We start from the raw sequence: 15,259 nt of genomic DNA, 5'->3' as shown, positions 1-15,259 counted from the left end.
CCGGCGGTGGAGCCGAAGACCTCGCCGCTGTGTGTCTGTCTTCGGAGATCATTTCGATTCCGGTGTCTCGCTCGACCGGTTTCGGCCAGCCATCGGTCCCTCGAGCGGCGACGAAACGACTTCCTCCCCTTCCATTCCCCCATTTCATTTCGACAACGGTGTGTGTGAGTCAGTCCACGTATTTCATTTCGATGCTGGCCCCCTCATTTCGACGAAGGTTCGATACCGACTTTTCATTTCGATTGTGGTGTTCTCATCTCGATGATGACCCCCTCACTTCGACACCGGTCCGAGTACAGGTCATTTCGAAATCGGTGTCCTCATTTCGGAGATGCCCGTTTCAATTCGACCACGGCCCCTTCATTTCGAAATAGGTATTACGGACCAGTGTGCATCACGAGCCGTGAATCACAATCCATCAGAGACGTGCGACGGGGACGATGATGGATCAGATCCCGCTTCCGAGCCCTCTATCGTCGACGACATCCTGGACGGGGAGCAGAAGACGGTTTTCGAGAACAAACAGCTCGTCGACTCGAATACGATCGTCGATCACAATCGGATCTACGGTCGAGACGAACAACTTGCGGCCGAGGCCCGCGCGTTTCGTGACACGCTCGACGGCGAACGTCCCCCGGATCTCCTGCTTTACGGTCCGAGCGGCACCGGAAAGAGCCTCACTGTGAAAGCGGTCGCCGAGAAGGTCAAAGATCGCGCCGTCCAGAACAGTATCGAGTTCGACTTCGTCGCAGTCAACTTCAAAACGATGGAGTCACACTCGCTTGACCGCGCCGTCTGGAAGCTCGGCCATCAAACCGCGAAAAAAGCCGGAATCGCGTGGGACATCCCTCGAAAAGGCGTCTCTACCGACGCGAAGTACGTCCGACTGTACGAGATCGTCGATCGACACTTCGACGCACTCGTGTTCGTCCTCGACGAGATCGATACCCTCACCGGTCACGCCGGTGACGACGAACCTGCGTACTCCCGGTTGCTGTACAGTTTGAGTCGAGTCATGGCCGAGCAACACGTCGATACGCTCGTCTCGACGGTCGTTATTACGAACCACCCCAAATTCCGTGAGAACCTGGATAGTCGGACCGACAGCTCGTACAACCCGACCGGTATCCACTTCTCCGACTACGATGCAAACGAGCTCATCGAGATTCTCAACCGCCGACGTGATGCGTTCAAAGACGACGCCCTCGAGGAGGGCGTTATCGAACTCGTCGCTGCGTACGGGGCGAAAAACGAGGGTGATGCACGACGAGCGATCGACCTGCTTCGCGACGCGGGAGAGATCGCGAACAGGGGCGGAGAGACGGTCGTCACGGAGCAACACGTACACGCGGCCAACGACTCGGTCGTCAAGAACCGCGTGCTGGAGATCGTCGGCGGAATGTCCCTCCAGAAGAAACTCTCGCTGTACGCCGCGGCCGTCGTCGCGGACGTAAGCGACGGGACGGCACCGAGTCCGGCGGTCTATACGCTGTACCGAGAGATCTGTCAGCGCACCGACCGCGACGTCTACACGCAGGAAACCGTCAACAGCCATATCAACAAAGCGGGAACGTACGGCGTTCTCGAGAGCGAGCGAACGAGCGACGGCTTCAAGAGCGGCGTTCATCTCGTGTTCGCGTTTACCGAACCGGTCGACGCGGTCATCGAGACGCTCGAGGCCGACGACGTATTCGACGAGATCGAACTAGCCACCGCTCGGTCGATCGCCCGCCAGTCTCTCCGCGACACGTGATTCGCTTGGAGTCAACCTCCAGCGAAACCCGACTCTAACGAACCGAGGACGCCTCTCTTCTCGCGTACGGTCAGCGCAACTCTGGATACGCCTCCACTCACTCCGATCGAGCGCAACCGACAACCGCTATCTCACCGCCCAAATCGATCGAAACGGAGCGTTTCCGTTCGATAACCCTCAGTTGCTCGAGCCCGGGGCCGATACGGATAGCCCTGCCCTCGAGCAGGGGCTATCCAAACAGCTACCACCGCTTTGTGGGTCGCTCCAAATGCACCGAATAGCGACGAACCGGGTCGGATGTCGAAGAAACGACGACGATCGCCCCGTGCGGGCGGACCAGTCGGATCGGCCGACGGTTCGACCGTCGGGAGCGATCGACGGAGACCAGCGCCAATGAGACTATCGAACCAAGCGACGCGTCGGCCTCACGACCACCGAGTGATGGCTACCCCCGGCGCTCGAGCCCCCGCTCGCCACGATCGCATCAGCGCGGACGGCCTCGAGCGACGCGGTCCTGACCGCGGCCGTCTGTATCGTCGCGGTTCCGGGGCGTCTCGGGACCGGCTCCGTTTCCACTCCACTTCACACTGAACGATGATCCCCACCAACTTTTCGCGTCGAGACGTACTCAAGACGATGGCAAGCACCCCCGTCGCCGGCTCCGGTATCGGAGCGGCCGCGGGAGACGACTCCGACGACTGCCACCGGTACGTCGTCGGAACGTCGCCGGACGCCTCGACCAGATCGATCTCGAGCGACGCCGTCGCGGTCCACCGAACGCTCTCGTTCGGTTCGGCCGGCGGTGCGACGGTCTGTACGTGCACCGACGACGTGGCCGCCGAGTACGAGACGCGAAGCGACGTGCGGTACGTCGTTCCCGACCACCGCAGACACGCGATCGGTCCCGCCGCCGTCTCGAGCGGGCGAACGAGTACCGCACTCGAGCCCGATCCGGGCGACGACCAGGTCGTTCCCTGGGGGATCGAACGGCTCGGCGTCGACTCGCTGCCGTCGAAGACCGACTCGAGTCGCGAGGCGACCATCGCCGTCCTCGACACCGGGATCGACCCGGACCACGAGAGCCTCGAGGTCGACGACGGCGCCTCGTTCGTCGACTGTGAGGACGGCTGCGACGACGACTGGGAGGACGACGGCACCCACGGCACACACATCGCCGGGACGGCGGCGGCCGCGGACAACGACGTCGGCGTCGTCGGGGTCACGCCCGACGCCGAACTGTGCGCCGTCAAGGTGCTCGACGGCGACGGTGGGGGCCGTGACTCCGAAATCGCCGCGGCCATCGAGTGGTGTGCCGACGAGGGGCTCGAGGTCCTCACGCTGAGTCTGGGCGGGCCCGAGCCGGGGCCGATCCTCGAGGACGCCATCGAATACGCCTACGAGAACGGCACCCTCGTTTTCGCGGCCGCGGGCAACGCCGGGCCCGACGAGGGCACCGTCGACTACCCCGCCGCGTACGACGCTTGCATCGCCGTCGGGGCGACCGACTCCCGCGACGAGATCGCGGACTTCTCCGCGCGCGGGGCGGGTCTCGAGCTGGTCGCCCCCGGCGTCGACGTCGTGTCGACGACACCGGGCGACGACTACGAGACGATGGACGGAACGTCGATGGCCGTGCCCCACGTCGCGGGGCTCGCGGTGCGACTGCTCGAGGCTGGCGTTCCCCACGCCGAGGATACCGACGATCCGGACGATCCGGGCGGCGTCCGCGGCATCCTTCGGGAGACCGCTGAGGACATCGGTGTCGACGAGACCGAACAGGGGTACGGACTGATCGACGCTGAGAGCGCAGCCGAGGCAATCGAGGCCGTCGCCACGGAGGAGGCGACTGCGGTGCGGGCCTCGAGGGCGACGCTCACCGGAGCGGTCCGATCGCTCGAGGACGACGGGACCGCCGACGGGTTCTTCGAGTGGCGGCCGGCGGACGGAGACGACTGGTCCGAGACCGACTCGCAGGCTGTCGAAGAGGACGAGACGTTCGAGGCGACCGTCGAGGACCTCGAGCCCGAGACCGAGTACGAGTTCCGGGCCGTCGTCGAGTCGGACTCCGGAAACGAAACCGGAGAAGCCACGGCGTTTACCACTGGCGCCGACTCGCTGACGGTCGAAACCGACGACGCGAGTCCCGTCGATCACGGCTCGATACACTGCGTCGGCGATCTCGAGGGGGTCGCTAATGCCGACGCCGTCGAGGCGGGGTTCCAGTGGCGGGCGGCCGACGGCGACGACGACTCCTGGACCGATACTGAGGGATCCGAACGGTCCGGCATCGGCGAGTTCGAGGAGGAGCTGTCGGGACTCGAGCCCGAGACCGCCTACGAGGTTCGCGCCGTCGTGACGGACGGCGACGAGACCGCGACGGGCGACGCCGTCTCCGTCGAGACCGATCCCGAGCCCGGCGTCCCCGAATTCGAGGCGTTCGAGGTGTCGGACAACAGCTCGCAAAATTCCGTCGGCGCGTCGGTCCAGTGGACTGTCACCGACCGGGATAGTGACCTGGCGGAGATCACCTCCGAGCTCCGGTACGCCGACGACGAGGAGGTGCTCCACAGCGCGACCTCGGAGCTCGAGGGCGGCGAGGAGAGCGGAACACACACCCTCAGAAACACCGATCGGATCAAGGGGGCCGGCGAGGAGTACGAGATCACGATCAGGGCGACGGATCACGAGGACAACGCGGTCGACGCGAGCGAGGAGGTCACGCTCGACGAGCGGTCCCCGGCGCCCTCGATCGACTCCTTCGAGGTCGAGGCGACGGACTTCCTCGGGACGCCCGCCGCCGATGTCGAATGGGAAGTCTCTGACGAGGGCGGCGAGCTCTGGGACCTCGAGCTCGAGTTGCGCCTCGCGGACGACGACGACGTGCTCGACGACGCGAGTTCGATGGCCAGGGGGGACGAAGACGCCGGAGACCACCGTCTCACCGGAGCTGACGACGGTGCGGGCCGGGAGCACGAGGTCACGATCACGGTCACCGACTACTTCGAGCAGACCACGACCGAGACCAAGCGGGTGACGCTCGACGTTTAGACGCTGACAAAGATGGTACCGTCTCGGTACCGGACTAGATCGGTCCCGGTCGACTATGACCGACGTCCGTCGGTTCGGCCGATCGAACGACGTCGGTGGGGGGCTAAAGCGGCCGGAGCGAGTAGGAAGCGTAGATGATCCGATTCGACGACACGATCACGGGGGTGGGCTGACGTGAGCGCTGACGGTCGAGCCGGAACCGAGAGTCGTCGAGTTGGTGAGCCGGATTCCGGTACGTCGGCTCGATTCCGTCGATCCGCGGCCGACGCGACGGATCCGTCGCTCTCCCGGGGTCGAACCGAGGACGCGAGCGAGCCGCCGACGGGCTCGAGGAACCTCGGGGGACGCTGTCCTCGCTGTCGGGACCGACTCGAGAGTCGACTCAAGGTTCGCTACGACGACGAGCTGAGCGCTCGGCTCCTCCTCGAGGGGTACTGTCGAAGCTGTACATACTACGTCGAGGGCAGGATGGTCACGTTCGCGATGGACGAAGTACGGCTCTGAGTCCGTCCGATATGCCAAGTATCGAGCGAGGCTCGAGGACGTAGCCGTACCGCCGAAGCCGGTATCCGAGGTCCGGATCGTCACTCGACCTCGCCGAGCGAGAGGGCGTACGTCGAACTGATCCACGCCTCGGAGCGGTTCTCGTCGTAGATGACGGTCTCGTCATCCTGCGTATTGTAGGTCCCGATCGCGGAGGAAGGGCCGGGAAGCTCCGGATCGGCGTCGGCGGATGGGGGAGTGGACGTTGACATAGGTTCGATTCCTCGGTTTCCTACATGAACCCACGCGTCGGCGGGGAAAGAAACCGGAGCCGAGACACCTCTCCGTCGGCGACCGAGCCACGTTGACTGCTCGCGCTTGCCGAACCCGCGTTTCTCCCGGTTCGATCTCACCCACCGCCCGAGCGATCGTGTCCGCCCAGTGGGACGAGCGAGTGGTTGACGTGTTCGACGCCCCCGATCGCCCGTAGCTTCTCGACGAACGAGGCGATCGCGTCGATCTCGGCCTCGAGTACGAACAGATCGAGACAGTAGTCGGCAACGTGGCTGTGATCGTTGGCCGCGATCACGTCGTCGAACTCGTGGCGAAGCGCCGCGACGCGGCGCTCGATACGCTGCGTTCCGAAGTCGTAGCGTACGGTGACGGTTCCCGCGAGGGGTCCCTCCTCTGACCGGTCGTCCTCGAACGCCTCGAGTAACGACCGCGTCCCCTCCCGGACGACCTCGCTTCGACCCGAGTACTCGTGAGCCGACGCGTGGTCGTCGAGTCGCTCGAGCAGTTCCTCGGGCATCGAGAGGCTGACGACGGCCATATACTAAAATACAGGATTGACTTAATAGAATTTGTTATTCAGAGTCGGAGCGAGATATAATAACTAACATTAACAAGACTCCGGGATGTATTCACAACGCGTCTATGAGCAACGAACGCATCCCGGTGACCGTGCTGAGCGGCAGCCTCGGGGCCGGCAAGACGACCGTACTCAACCACGTGCTAACCGCGGATCACGGCCTCGAGGTCGCCGTCGTCGTCAACGATATGGGTGACGTCAACGTCGACGCCGAGCACGTCACCCAACAGTCTGACCTGGGGGGCGAGGAGGAGATCATCGAGATGTCCAACGGCTGCATCTGCTGTCGGCTTCGCGGGGACATGCTCGACGAGGTCGGGCGACTCGCGGATCGACGGGAGTTCGACTACCTGCTGGTCGAGTCCTCGGGCATCTCCGAGCCGATCCCGGTCGCCCAGACGTTCGCGATGGGCTTCGAGGACGCGTCGTTCGATCCGACCGACACCTACGAACTCGACACGATGGTAACGGTCGCGAACGCTCACAGCTTCTGGGAGTCGTTCGACGCCGGAGAGGCGCTGGCGGCGGAGGTCCCTACCGGCGAGTCGGGCCGGGTTCCGGAGACCGTGCTCCTCGATCAGATCGAGTTCTGTGACGTCCTCCTGTTGAACAAGTGCGACCTCGTCCCCGACGACGCGCTCGAGGAGATCGAGGCGGTCCTCGAACGGCTGCAGCCGCGCGCGAAGATCGTCCGTACCGAGTTCGGGAACGTCGATCCCGACGAGATTCTCGGCACCGAGCGGTTCGACTTTCAGGACGCCTCGAACTCGGCGGGCTGGAAACACGAGCTCCAGCACGACCACCACCACGATCCGCAGGAGGAACACGGCGTCACCTCCTTCGTCTACGAGCGTAATCGGCCGTTCCACCCCGAGCGGATCGCACAGCTGCTCTCGGAGCTGCCCGACGAGCTGATCCGCGCAAAGGGGTTCTTCTGGAGCGCCGGCCGAGAGGACGTGGCGATGGGCGTCGACAAGGCGGGCACCTCCGTCCGCGCGGGCCCGTCGGGCCAGTGGCTCGCGAATCTCCCCGAGGCCGAACGCGAACAGTACTTCGCCGCTCGACCCGGCCTCGAGGAGGACTGGGACGAGGAGTGGGGCGATCGCATGACTCGCCTCGTGTTCATCGGCCGGGAGTTCGACGAGGAAGCGTTGATCGAGCGACTCGACGACTGCGTGCTTACCGATAGGGAGCTGGACGACGACTGGTCGACGTACGCCGATCCGTTCGAACCGGAAGAACGACGTGAACTCGCGCTCGCGAACGAGTAATGGCCGTTCCGGTTACCATCCTCTGTGGCGAGCTCGGCGCCGGGAAGACGACGCTGCTCTCGAGGCTGCTCGAGACCGCGAATAGCGAGATCGCCGTCCTGGTCAACGACGTCGGCGAGGTCAACGTCGACGCCGATCTCGTGGAAGCGCGCACCGATCTCGAAACCGGCGACGAGGTCGTCGCCCTCGAGAACGGTTGTATCTGCTGTAGCCTCGGCGGCGAACTCTCGCGGGCCGTGATCCGGCTCTGGAAGGAACACGAGTTCGACCACCTCGTCGTCGAGGCGTCGGGCGTCGGTGAGCCCGAACCGATCGCCCGACAGTTCGTTCGCGGTCCCGCGGGCGGACCGTACGATCTCGAGGCCGTCGTCACCGTCGTCGACGCCAGGCGGTTCCACGACCGGTTCGCCGACGGCGACGACGTACCGGTCCAGCAGGGGGCCGACGAGGAGGGAACGCGTCCCCTCTCGGATCTCATCCTCGAGCAGGTGGAGTTCTGTGACCTGCTCGTGGTGAACAAGTGCGACCTCGTCGACGACGAGGAACGCGAGCGGGTCGTCGCCCTGCTCGAGACGCTTCAGCCGCGTGCCGAGATCGTGACGAGCGAGTACGGCGACCTCGAGCCCGAAACGTTGCTCGGCAGCGAACGCTTCGAGCTCGAGACGGTCCGGGATTCGGCGGGCTGGAAGCGCCAGATCGAGGCCGACGCGGAGGTGGACGAGCAAGACCACGATGATCGTGGAGAGAAGCACGTTCACGATCACGACGGAGCAGACGAACACGGGCACGGTGACGCAGACGCTCACGACCACGCCCACCCCCCAGAACGGTACGGGATCGAGGTCGAAGGCTACCACTGCCGTCGGCCGTTCCACCCCGAGCGGTTCGCCGAGCTACTGCGGTCGCTGCCCGACGGACTGGTTCGCGCGAAGGGACTCACGTGGATCGCCGGCCGCGAGAAGCAGGCGATCACGACGAGCACCGCCGGCGCCGAGACCACGCTCGAGGTGACCGGGCGCTGGATCGCCAGCTTCTCCGAGGAACGCCAGGAGACGTACCGCCAGGGCCAGCCCGACCTCGCGTGGGACGACGAGCACGGCGACCGGGAGATCCGGCTGGCGCTCATCGGCCGCGACGTCGACTGGGACGCCCTCGAGTCTCGGCTCGACAACTGTCTGCTGACCGACGAGGAGATGGACGCCGACTGGAGCGACTACGAGAACCCCGCCCCGACGGGAATGGGCGAGACAGTGACGATCTCGAGCACCGACGACCCGGAGGGATCGTCCCGATGACCGCACCGCTTCGGGGGCAGGAATTATCGCCCTCCGGTATGGAGGTACGCGTATGACGACCGACCGCGCAGACCGACGGAGCACCGACGACCACGGCCACGACGTCATCGATCCCCTGTACGTCGGGATCGTCACGGTCTCGAGTTCGCGCGCTGCGGAGGCCGACGCCGACCCCGACGACCCGGGCGGCGACACGATCCAGGAGTGTTTCGAGAACGAGGGCCACGAGGTCCAAGAGCGCGTGCTAGTCCGCGACGACTACTCCGCGATCCGCACCGCGGTTCGGGGCCTCGTTGCCCGCCAGGACATCGACGTCGTCTGCACGACCGGCGGCACCGGCGTCACCGCCGACGACGTCTCTCCCGAGGCGACGTCGTCGCTGTTCGAGCGCGAGCTACCCGGCTTCGGCGAGCTGTTCCGCTCGCTGTCCTGGGACGAGGTCGGCACTCGAGCGATGGCCTCGCGGGCGACCGCGGGGATCGCCGTCGACACGCCCGTCTTCTGTCTCCCCGGGAGCACGGGCGCCTGTAGTACGGCCTGCGAGGAGCTGATCGTCCCTGAGACACCCCACCTTGCAGGGCTGGCGACGCGCCACCGCGCGGGCACAACCGAGCAGACGCTCGACGACTACGAGGAGTAGCGATTCCCATCCCGATGTTGCTATTTCGAACGCGCTCGCTAGCAGCCGTCGGAACGCCTGAATAGCCCTTATTGGCGCTCGGACTCCAGTATCTGTTGCTATGTGCCACCACTTCGAATCCGTCGACGAACTCGACGCCGAGGAACGGGCGGACGTCCTCGAGTCCCACAGCGACGCGGAGCTCGAAGCGGAGCTGAGCGAGGACGAACTCGAGTCACTAACCGCGTAGTCGAACCGCCGCTTTTCGCGGGCAAAACAGACAGCAAGCGTTAACTATTGTGACCGGGTTCGTTCGACTCGAGGGCCCTTAGCTCAGTCTGGTTAGAGCGCTCGGCTCATAACCGAGTGGTCGATGGTTCGAATCCGTCAGGGCCCATTCGAACGCCGTGAGCGATGCGAACGGCGTGAGATGATCCCTGCGGATTCGAAGTAGGGAGGAGCTTTGCTCCGACCGAGGTTCGAATCCGTCAGGGTCCATGTAGTTCGCGGGAACAATCCATGAGCCGCGAGTACGGGACCACTAGCGGTTCGAATCGGACAACGACGAGCGAAGCAAGCCGTTGCTGTATCCACTACCGCTGAACTATATAACTCATAACGGCAGTAATGTCGGCGAGACCGCGTTCGATGGCCAACGGTGTGACGACGGGTGGGAACGCTTCCACCGCGTTTGCTCGCGCCGCGGTCGCCGGCGCGGGATACAGCTATGGATTCGAACGCATCTACACGGAGCGAACGGGGTATCGAATACGAACGAGCGGTCTCGCCGGTCATCGGGGTCGTGCTCATGGTCGCGGTGACGGTCGTCCTCTCGGCAGTGATCGCGGGATTTGTGATGGAGATGGGCGACGGAATGGAGGACTCGCTGGAGGCCACCGGTGCGGCGTCGTTCGATTTCGACGCTGACGAGGATGCGATGACGGTTGCGATCGTCTCCGAAGGGAACGCGGACGAGTGGGAGGTTGTCGGTGATATTGAGGACGAACCGATCGAAGTAGATGGCGCCGGCGACGTTGTTACGCTCACGTGTGGCGACGGTAATCTAGATGGAGCTGGGACGGTCAGCGTCACGGCTTCGATCGACGGCGGTAGCTCTACCGTAATCGGGAGCGGAGAGTACGACTGTAGCGACGCCAACGACTAGTAGTCTCGTTCGATACCCCGATCCCGTCCTATCTCGAGACCACCCATTGGGATCGTGAATGAGAACGCGATCGGATACCACATCGGTAGTCGGTGTGATAGCTGACGAGTATCACTGGAATTCACGAACACACTGCTGGGCCGAGCCCGGCTCGCCAAGGGATCCGTCCGAATCGCTACTCGGATCTCGTCTCGAGTGAGTCGCTTTCCCTCCGAGAGTTTCTCGAGAACTGTCTCGCAGAACCGCTCGAAGTCCGAGTCGAGTTGCTCGACCGTCCCGCTGCATCGGTGGCGGCGGTTCGACGAACTCGTCCTTCGCTGCCTTCCGGTGACGAAAGATTTCGACCTCGGCCCGTCGGGGATCAGTAGAGTCCTTCTCCGGACGTAGCGAGGATGCGAACGCTACAAGCGTCGGCCGTTACAACCGCTGGGCCTGCTCGAGGTCGGCTATCAGTTGACGAGAGAGTGATCCCTCTGTGTCCTCCGAAGTCGCCGGTACCGATCGGATCAGGTATCGACGTACTGTGATTCCCAATCGCGTCGGTTCTCGATCGCTTCGTGGCCCTCGTCGCTGATCGCGTAGTAGTTCGTTCGGCGATCGAGTTCTCCCTTCTCGACGAGTTCCTTGTTGACGAGGGTGTCGAGGTTTGGATACAATCGCCCGTGGTTGATGTCGCTACTGTAGTAGGTCTCGATCTCTTCTTTGATGTCCTGGCCGGATGGCTGGTCCGCCCCTGCGATGACGTACAGGAGATCACGCTGGAAGCCGGTCAAATCGTCCATAGGTTACCTATCAACCCCTACCAGAAACACTCTATTTGTTATCAATCACGTATTACGTCCGTTGCAGCGGTTGGTGATGCACTAGGCCGTTTGCAACTGGCGTGATGGTGGCTATACGCTCCGTAATCGGACGATACACCGATCGTTTCCGTCACGTCCCCTCTCTTGACGAATTATGCTATATACCCATCAGCACACCCAAATACGGCACCTTGGACTTCGAAACAGTCACTTAGCAATGTTTTATCGCCGTTGCAGATGGTTCGACACTCGAGACTGTTTGCGTAAATCGAACGATACCGAATATATTTGGTATATCGAGGAAGTTCGGCTCCGGCGGGGATCGAACTGCGGAACGCGGACGACGAGACGGTACCGTTTAGCGTTCCGACTCGAGAGGTATCACGTATGGACGACCGTCGTGGAGCGCCGTCGATCGCCCAGGTTTCGCTGATCGGGCTGTTCGTCGCAGCACTCGTTACCGCTCAGCTGACGGCGTCGAAGGTGCTCGCGTTCGACCTTCCCGTCGCCCTTCCCGTGACGGGTGCGGAACTCGTCCTCCCCGGTGCGGCTCTCGCCTACGCGCTCACCTTTCTCGCGAGCGACTGCTACACCGAGCTGTACGGTCGCCGCGCGGCTCAGATCGTCGTCAACGTCGCGTTCGCGCTCAACTTCGTCGTGCTGGCGCTGGTCTGGTCGACCATCGCGGCGCCGGCGGCCGAAACGAGCGTCGACCCCGACGCGTTCGCGACGGCCCTCGGCGCCTCGACCAACGTCGTGCTCGGCAGCCTGCTCGCCTACCTCGTCAGCCAGAACTGGGACGTCTGGCTCTTCCACCGGATTCGGGAGCGGACGGGCCGCGAGAAGCTCTGGCTGCGCAACCTCGTCTCGACCGGAACCAGCCAGGCCATCGACACCGTCATCTTCGTCTCGATCGCCTTCGCGATCGCACCCGCCGCACTCGGCGTCGGCGAGGTGCTCCCGCTCGAGGTGTTGGCCGCACTTGCGGTCGGTCAGTACCTGCTCAAGCTCGCGATCGCGGTGCTCGATACGCCGATCGTCTACGCCGTCGTCGCGCTCGTTCGTTCACGGGAGTCCCACGAGGCCGAAGACTCACACGTAGCCTGATCGCCCCGAACGGGGGGATTTAGTAGCTCGCAATCCAGCCTCGGGGTATGGACGAACGCACCCGCGAACACGCCGCGGTGCTGGTCGAGTGGAGCGCCCGTGTCGAGGCCGGCGACGACGTCGTACTCTCGGTCGGCCCGGACGCCCACGAGCTGGCGGTCGCGGTCGCCGAAGAGCTGGGCGAACGCGGCGCGAACCTGCTCGCGACGTACGATTCCGGCGAGGTGACGCGGGCGTACCTTCGGGCTCACGACGACGAGTTCGAGGCACCGGACCACGAGCGGGCGCTGCTCGAGGAAACCGACGTCTACCTCTCGCTGGGTGGCGGACGCAACACGAGCGCGACGGCGGACGTTCCTGGCGAGACCCGTCAGGCCTATCGCAGCGCGCGGACGGCCGTTCGCGAGGCGCGATACGACACACGCTGGGTGTCGACCGTACATCCGACCCGATCGCTCGCCCAGCAAGCCAACATGAGCTACGAGGAGTACCGCGAATTCGCCTACGACGCGATCCTCCGGGACTGGGAGTCGCTGGCCGAGGAGATGGATCGACTGAAGGAGTTGCTGGACGAGGGCTCGAAGGTCCGGCTGGTCTCGTCGGGAACCGACCTCACGATGCGGATCGACGGCCGAACCGCCGTCAACAGCGCTGCATCCGTCGCCTACGACTCCCACAACCTTCCCAGCGGCGAGGTCTTCACCGCACCGTACGGCACCGAAGGCGAGGTCACGTTCGACGTTCCGATGACGATCCGCGGGGAACCGGTCAGAAACGTCCGCCTCGAGTTCGCCGATGGGGAGGTCGTCGACCACGACGCCGAGCAGGGTGCATCGGTTATCGAGGAAGTCCTCGAGACCGACGACGGCGCTCGGCGACTGGGCGAACTCGGCGTCGGGATGAACCGCGGCATCGACCGCTACACGGACAACATCCTCTTCGACGAGAAGATGGGCGAGACGGTCCACCTCGCCGTTGGGCGGGCTTACGACGCCTGTCTTCCCGACGGCGAGTCGGGCAACGACTCGGCCGTCCACGTCGATCTGATCACCGACGTCGGCGAGGAGTCCCGACTCGAGATCGACGGCGAGGTCGTCCAGCGGAACGGCAGCTTCCGCTGGGAGGACGGATTCGAGTAGCGTCGGTAGTGCGGGTATAACTCCCTGTTATCGGCCGTTAGGGGTCCATTAGCATCGTTACTTCCGTCAGATCGGGCCAGAAGCAACTGCATAATAAATACCTCCGCTGTCGTTCGATTCGAGTACCGCCATAACCGGTGGCGGCAGTAACCGGTTGGGGCGACCGCTGCACGTCCCGATCTCCGCTTGTCACAGTTGTCTGCCCGCCCCGCCGGAGGCGGAACGTATCCGGCCACTCACCGCTTTCGTGACGTTGACACCCCTCGAGTCCCTACTGGAGCTATGCGCGATCGGCTCCGAGCCGGCGTCGCGATCTACAACGACGGCTACTACCACGCGGCACACGACGCCTGGGAGGAACACTGGCTCGACCTCGAGGATGGAACCGACGACGAGTTGCTCCTTCACGGGCTGATCCAGTACACCGCCGCCGTCTACCACGCCCGCAACCGCAACTGGGAGGGTGCGGTCGGACTCGCCGAGAGCGCCCTCGAGTACCTGTCCGGACTGCCGGCCGACTACCGGGACGTTCGCCTCGAGCCGATTCGCCGCGCCCTGGAGATGCTCGCCGACGATCCGTCCGTCCTCGAGCGTCGGTCGCCGCCGCCGATCGAACACGAGGGGAGCGCGCCGCAACTCGCTGCGTTGGATCTCGACGCGACGGCGGTCGCGGCAGTCGTCCTCGCCGAAGAACTCGGCTTCGATCCGGAACCGGTCGACCGGGCCCGGACGTACGCACGACGGGACCTCGAGGCCGGCGACGACGACAGCCGATTTATTTCGCTGCTGTTCGACTTCGTGCGCGAGGACGATCACCGTGGACTCGTCTATCGACGGTTGTCTCAACACGCCGAGCGACGGCAGGCTCGAGAGGCGGACGTCGAGGGACTGTTCGAGTAGCTACGCCGACGAATCGTCGTCGTGGTGTGCGGAGTTGTCCCGTGGCTCGTAGCCGAGGACCTCGCGGGCGCGGTCGATCGAGTAGTACTTGCGGTCGTTGTCGGAGATACCGTAGACGATCTCGTAGTCGTACTCGGCCCGGATACAGCGATCGAACAGGTGCGCACAGTCGCGGTAGGAGAGCCACATCGCCTGGCCGCGCTCGTAGTCGATCGGCGGGTGACCCTGCGTGAGGTTTCCGATCCGAACGCAGACGACCGAGAGCCCGTGCTCGTCGTGGTAGTATCGGCCGAGGGATTCGCCGGCGGCCTTCGAAACGCCGTAGAGGTTACCCGGCCGCGGCAGCTCGGTGCCGTCGAGCAGGTAGTCGTCGTGGGGTTGGTACATCTCGGGCGTGCGCTCCTCGGTTTCGTACGCCCCGACGGCGTGGTTCGACGAGGCGAACGCGACCTTCTCGACGCCCGCGTTCGCCGCGGCCTCGAGTACGGTCTGGGTGCCGTCGATGTTGTTCGTCAGGACGCTGTCCCACGGCGCCTCCGGGCGTGGGTCGCCCGCGAGGTGGATCACGACGTCGATCCCCTCCATCGCCTCTCGGACCGTCTCCTCGTCGGTGACGTCGCCGACGACGAACTCGCCGGGGTGGTCGTCCGTCGGCGGATCACGATCCATCAGCCGCCACTCGTGCTCGTCGGCGAGGTCTCCCAGGACGGCCTGTCCGACTCGCCCCGCAGCCCCCGTCAGCAGGACCGACTGTGCCATTCGTTCGGTGTGAGGGAAAGCGTCGATAAGTAACGTGCGGTTCACA

At 64.3% G+C, this 15,259-nt stretch carries 15 protein-coding genes and 1 tRNA gene; 12 read left to right on the top strand and 4 right to left on the bottom strand.

The genetic code is table 11. From position 1 onward, the window contains the following. Positions 1-403: 403 nt before the first annotated feature. The 3 genes from C491_RS05670 to C491_RS05660 all read left to right on the top strand — a co-directional run bounded on the left by C491_RS05670 (position 404) and on the right by C491_RS05660 (position 5,305). Entirely contained in the window at positions 404-1,753 is a 1,350-nt protein-coding gene (locus C491_RS05670) for a Cdc6/Cdc18 family protein (RefSeq protein WP_005554441.1), read from the top strand. Positions 1,754-2,389: 636 nt separating this feature from the next. Next, positions 2,390-4,801: a S8 family serine peptidase gene (locus C491_RS05665; RefSeq protein ID WP_005554438.1), complete on the top strand. Its 2,412-nt coding sequence runs from the start codon at positions 2,390-2,392 to the stop codon at positions 4,799-4,801. A 174-nt stretch (positions 4,802-4,975) separates the two neighbouring features. Continuing rightward, the gene (locus C491_RS05660; protein ID WP_005554437.1) at positions 4,976-5,305 is read left to right on the top strand and encodes a hypothetical protein; all 330 of its coding nucleotides are present in this window, start codon (positions 4,976-4,978) and stop codon (positions 5,303-5,305) included. 80 nt (positions 5,306-5,385) lie between these two features. On the opposite strand, the gene C491_RS22895 is transcribed toward C491_RS05660, so the two are convergent. Continuing rightward, positions 5,386-5,556 carry a DUF7331 family protein gene (locus tag C491_RS22895; protein WP_160167142.1) on the bottom strand — a complete coding sequence of 57 codons (171 nt, stop codon included), beginning with the start codon at positions 5,554-5,556 and terminating at the stop codon, positions 5,386-5,388. Positions 5,557-5,693: 137 nt separating this feature from the next. Then, on the bottom strand, positions 5,694-6,116 hold the full coding sequence (locus C491_RS05655; protein ID WP_005554436.1) for a CopG family ribbon-helix-helix protein: 423 nt from the start codon (positions 6,114-6,116) through the stop codon (positions 5,694-5,696). A 104-nt stretch (positions 6,117-6,220) separates the two neighbouring features. On the opposite strand from C491_RS05655, the gene C491_RS05650 reads away from it, so the two are divergent. From C491_RS05650 to C491_RS05630, 6 genes are all read left to right on the top strand, one after another. Then, complete coding sequence (locus C491_RS05650; RefSeq protein WP_005554435.1) at positions 6,221-7,426, top strand: GTP-binding protein; 1,206 nt, start codon at positions 6,221-6,223, stop codon at positions 7,424-7,426. After that, positions 7,426-8,721, top strand: coding sequence for a CobW family GTP-binding protein (locus C491_RS05645; protein ID WP_005554434.1), 1,296 nt, complete (start codon positions 7,426-7,428; stop codon positions 8,719-8,721). The genes C491_RS05650 and C491_RS05645 overlap by 1 nt, the downstream gene beginning before the upstream one ends. Before the next feature lie 52 nt (positions 8,722-8,773). Continuing rightward, the gene (locus C491_RS05640) at positions 8,774-9,361 is read left to right on the top strand and encodes a MogA/MoaB family molybdenum cofactor biosynthesis protein (RefSeq protein WP_005554432.1); all 588 of its coding nucleotides are present in this window, start codon (positions 8,774-8,776) and stop codon (positions 9,359-9,361) included. A gap of 100 nt (positions 9,362-9,461) precedes the next feature. Beyond that, positions 9,462-9,590, top strand: a complete 129-nt coding sequence (locus C491_RS23955) for a hypothetical protein (RefSeq protein ID WP_275040006.1) — start codon at positions 9,462-9,464, stop codon at positions 9,588-9,590. Positions 9,591-9,662: 72 nt separating this feature from the next. Next, positions 9,663-9,737 (top strand) — tRNA-Ile (locus C491_RS05635). A 330-nt stretch (positions 9,738-10,067) separates the two neighbouring features. Next, positions 10,068-10,505 carry a type IV pilin gene (locus C491_RS05630; RefSeq protein WP_005554429.1) on the top strand — a complete coding sequence of 146 codons (438 nt, stop codon included), beginning with the start codon at positions 10,068-10,070 and terminating at the stop codon, positions 10,503-10,505. Positions 10,506-11,011: 506 nt separating this feature from the next. On the opposite strand, the gene C491_RS05625 is transcribed toward C491_RS05630, so the two are convergent. Next, positions 11,012-11,287 carry a PadR family transcriptional regulator gene (locus C491_RS05625; RefSeq protein ID WP_005554427.1) on the bottom strand — a complete coding sequence of 92 codons (276 nt, stop codon included), beginning with the start codon at positions 11,285-11,287 and terminating at the stop codon, positions 11,012-11,014. A 408-nt stretch (positions 11,288-11,695) separates the two neighbouring features. Between C491_RS05625 and C491_RS05620 the strand changes: the two genes are divergently transcribed. The 3 genes from C491_RS05620 (at position 11,696) to C491_RS05610 (ending at position 14,454) form a co-directional block, all read left to right on the top strand. Next, positions 11,696-12,415 (top strand): queuosine precursor transporter, encoded by a 720-nt coding sequence (locus C491_RS05620; protein ID WP_005554425.1) that lies wholly within the window; start codon positions 11,696-11,698, stop codon positions 12,413-12,415. 47 nt (positions 12,416-12,462) lie between these two features. Further along, positions 12,463-13,554: an aminopeptidase gene (locus C491_RS05615; protein WP_005554424.1), complete on the top strand. Its 1,092-nt coding sequence runs from the start codon at positions 12,463-12,465 to the stop codon at positions 13,552-13,554. 282 nt (positions 13,555-13,836) lie between these two features. Further along, a complete protein-coding gene (locus tag C491_RS05610; protein WP_005554421.1) occupies positions 13,837-14,454 on the top strand; it encodes a DUF309 domain-containing protein in 618 nt (205 codons plus the stop codon). On the opposite strand, the gene azf is transcribed toward C491_RS05610, so the two are convergent. Then, positions 14,455-15,213, bottom strand: a complete 759-nt coding sequence (azf, locus tag C491_RS05605; protein ID WP_005554420.1) for an NAD-dependent glucose-6-phosphate dehydrogenase Azf — start codon at positions 15,211-15,213, stop codon at positions 14,455-14,457. Positions 15,214-15,259 lie beyond the last annotated feature (46 nt).

This window comes from Natronococcus amylolyticus DSM 10524 (assembly GCF_000337675.1).
Classification (GTDB): Archaea; Halobacteriota; Halobacteria; order Halobacteriales; family Natrialbaceae; genus Natronococcus; species Natronococcus amylolyticus.
Note: the sequence above shows the minus strand (reverse complement) of the source record. Positions and strands in the feature narration are given on the sequence as shown.

What these genes read in the sequence shown, in the direction of transcription:
- C491_RS05645 (WP_005554434.1), top strand. Translation starts at nt 7,426, where the DNA reads ATGGCCGTTCCGGTTACCATCCTCTGTGGCGAGCTCGGCGCCGGGAAG.
- C491_RS22895 (WP_160167142.1), bottom strand. Translation starts at nt 5,556, where the DNA reads ATGTCAACGTCCACTCCCCCATCCGCCGACGCCGATCCGGAGCTTCCC.
- azf (WP_005554420.1), bottom strand. Translation starts at nt 15,213, where the DNA reads ATGGCACAGTCGGTCCTGCTGACGGGGGCTGCGGGGCGAGTCGGACAG.
- C491_RS05655 (WP_005554436.1), bottom strand. Translation starts at nt 6,116, where the DNA reads ATGGCCGTCGTCAGCCTCTCGATGCCCGAGGAACTGCTCGAGCGACTC.
- C491_RS23955 (WP_275040006.1), top strand. Translation starts at nt 9,462, where the DNA reads ATGTGCCACCACTTCGAATCCGTCGACGAACTCGACGCCGAGGAACGG.
- C491_RS05615 (WP_005554424.1), top strand. Translation starts at nt 12,463, where the DNA reads ATGGACGAACGCACCCGCGAACACGCCGCGGTGCTGGTCGAGTGGAGC.
- C491_RS05625 (WP_005554427.1), bottom strand. Translation starts at nt 11,287, where the DNA reads ATGGACGATTTGACCGGCTTCCAGCGTGATCTCCTGTACGTCATCGCA.
- C491_RS05650 (WP_005554435.1), top strand. Translation starts at nt 6,221, where the DNA reads ATGAGCAACGAACGCATCCCGGTGACCGTGCTGAGCGGCAGCCTCGGG.
- C491_RS05630 (WP_005554429.1), top strand. Translation starts at nt 10,068, where the DNA reads ATGGATTCGAACGCATCTACACGGAGCGAACGGGGTATCGAATACGAA.
- C491_RS05665 (WP_005554438.1), top strand. Translation starts at nt 2,390, where the DNA reads ATGGCAAGCACCCCCGTCGCCGGCTCCGGTATCGGAGCGGCCGCGGGA.
- C491_RS05640 (WP_005554432.1), top strand. Translation starts at nt 8,774, where the DNA reads ATGACGACCGACCGCGCAGACCGACGGAGCACCGACGACCACGGCCAC.
- C491_RS05620 (WP_005554425.1), top strand. Translation starts at nt 11,696, where the DNA reads ATGGACGACCGTCGTGGAGCGCCGTCGATCGCCCAGGTTTCGCTGATC.
- C491_RS05610 (WP_005554421.1), top strand. Translation starts at nt 13,837, where the DNA reads ATGCGCGATCGGCTCCGAGCCGGCGTCGCGATCTACAACGACGGCTAC.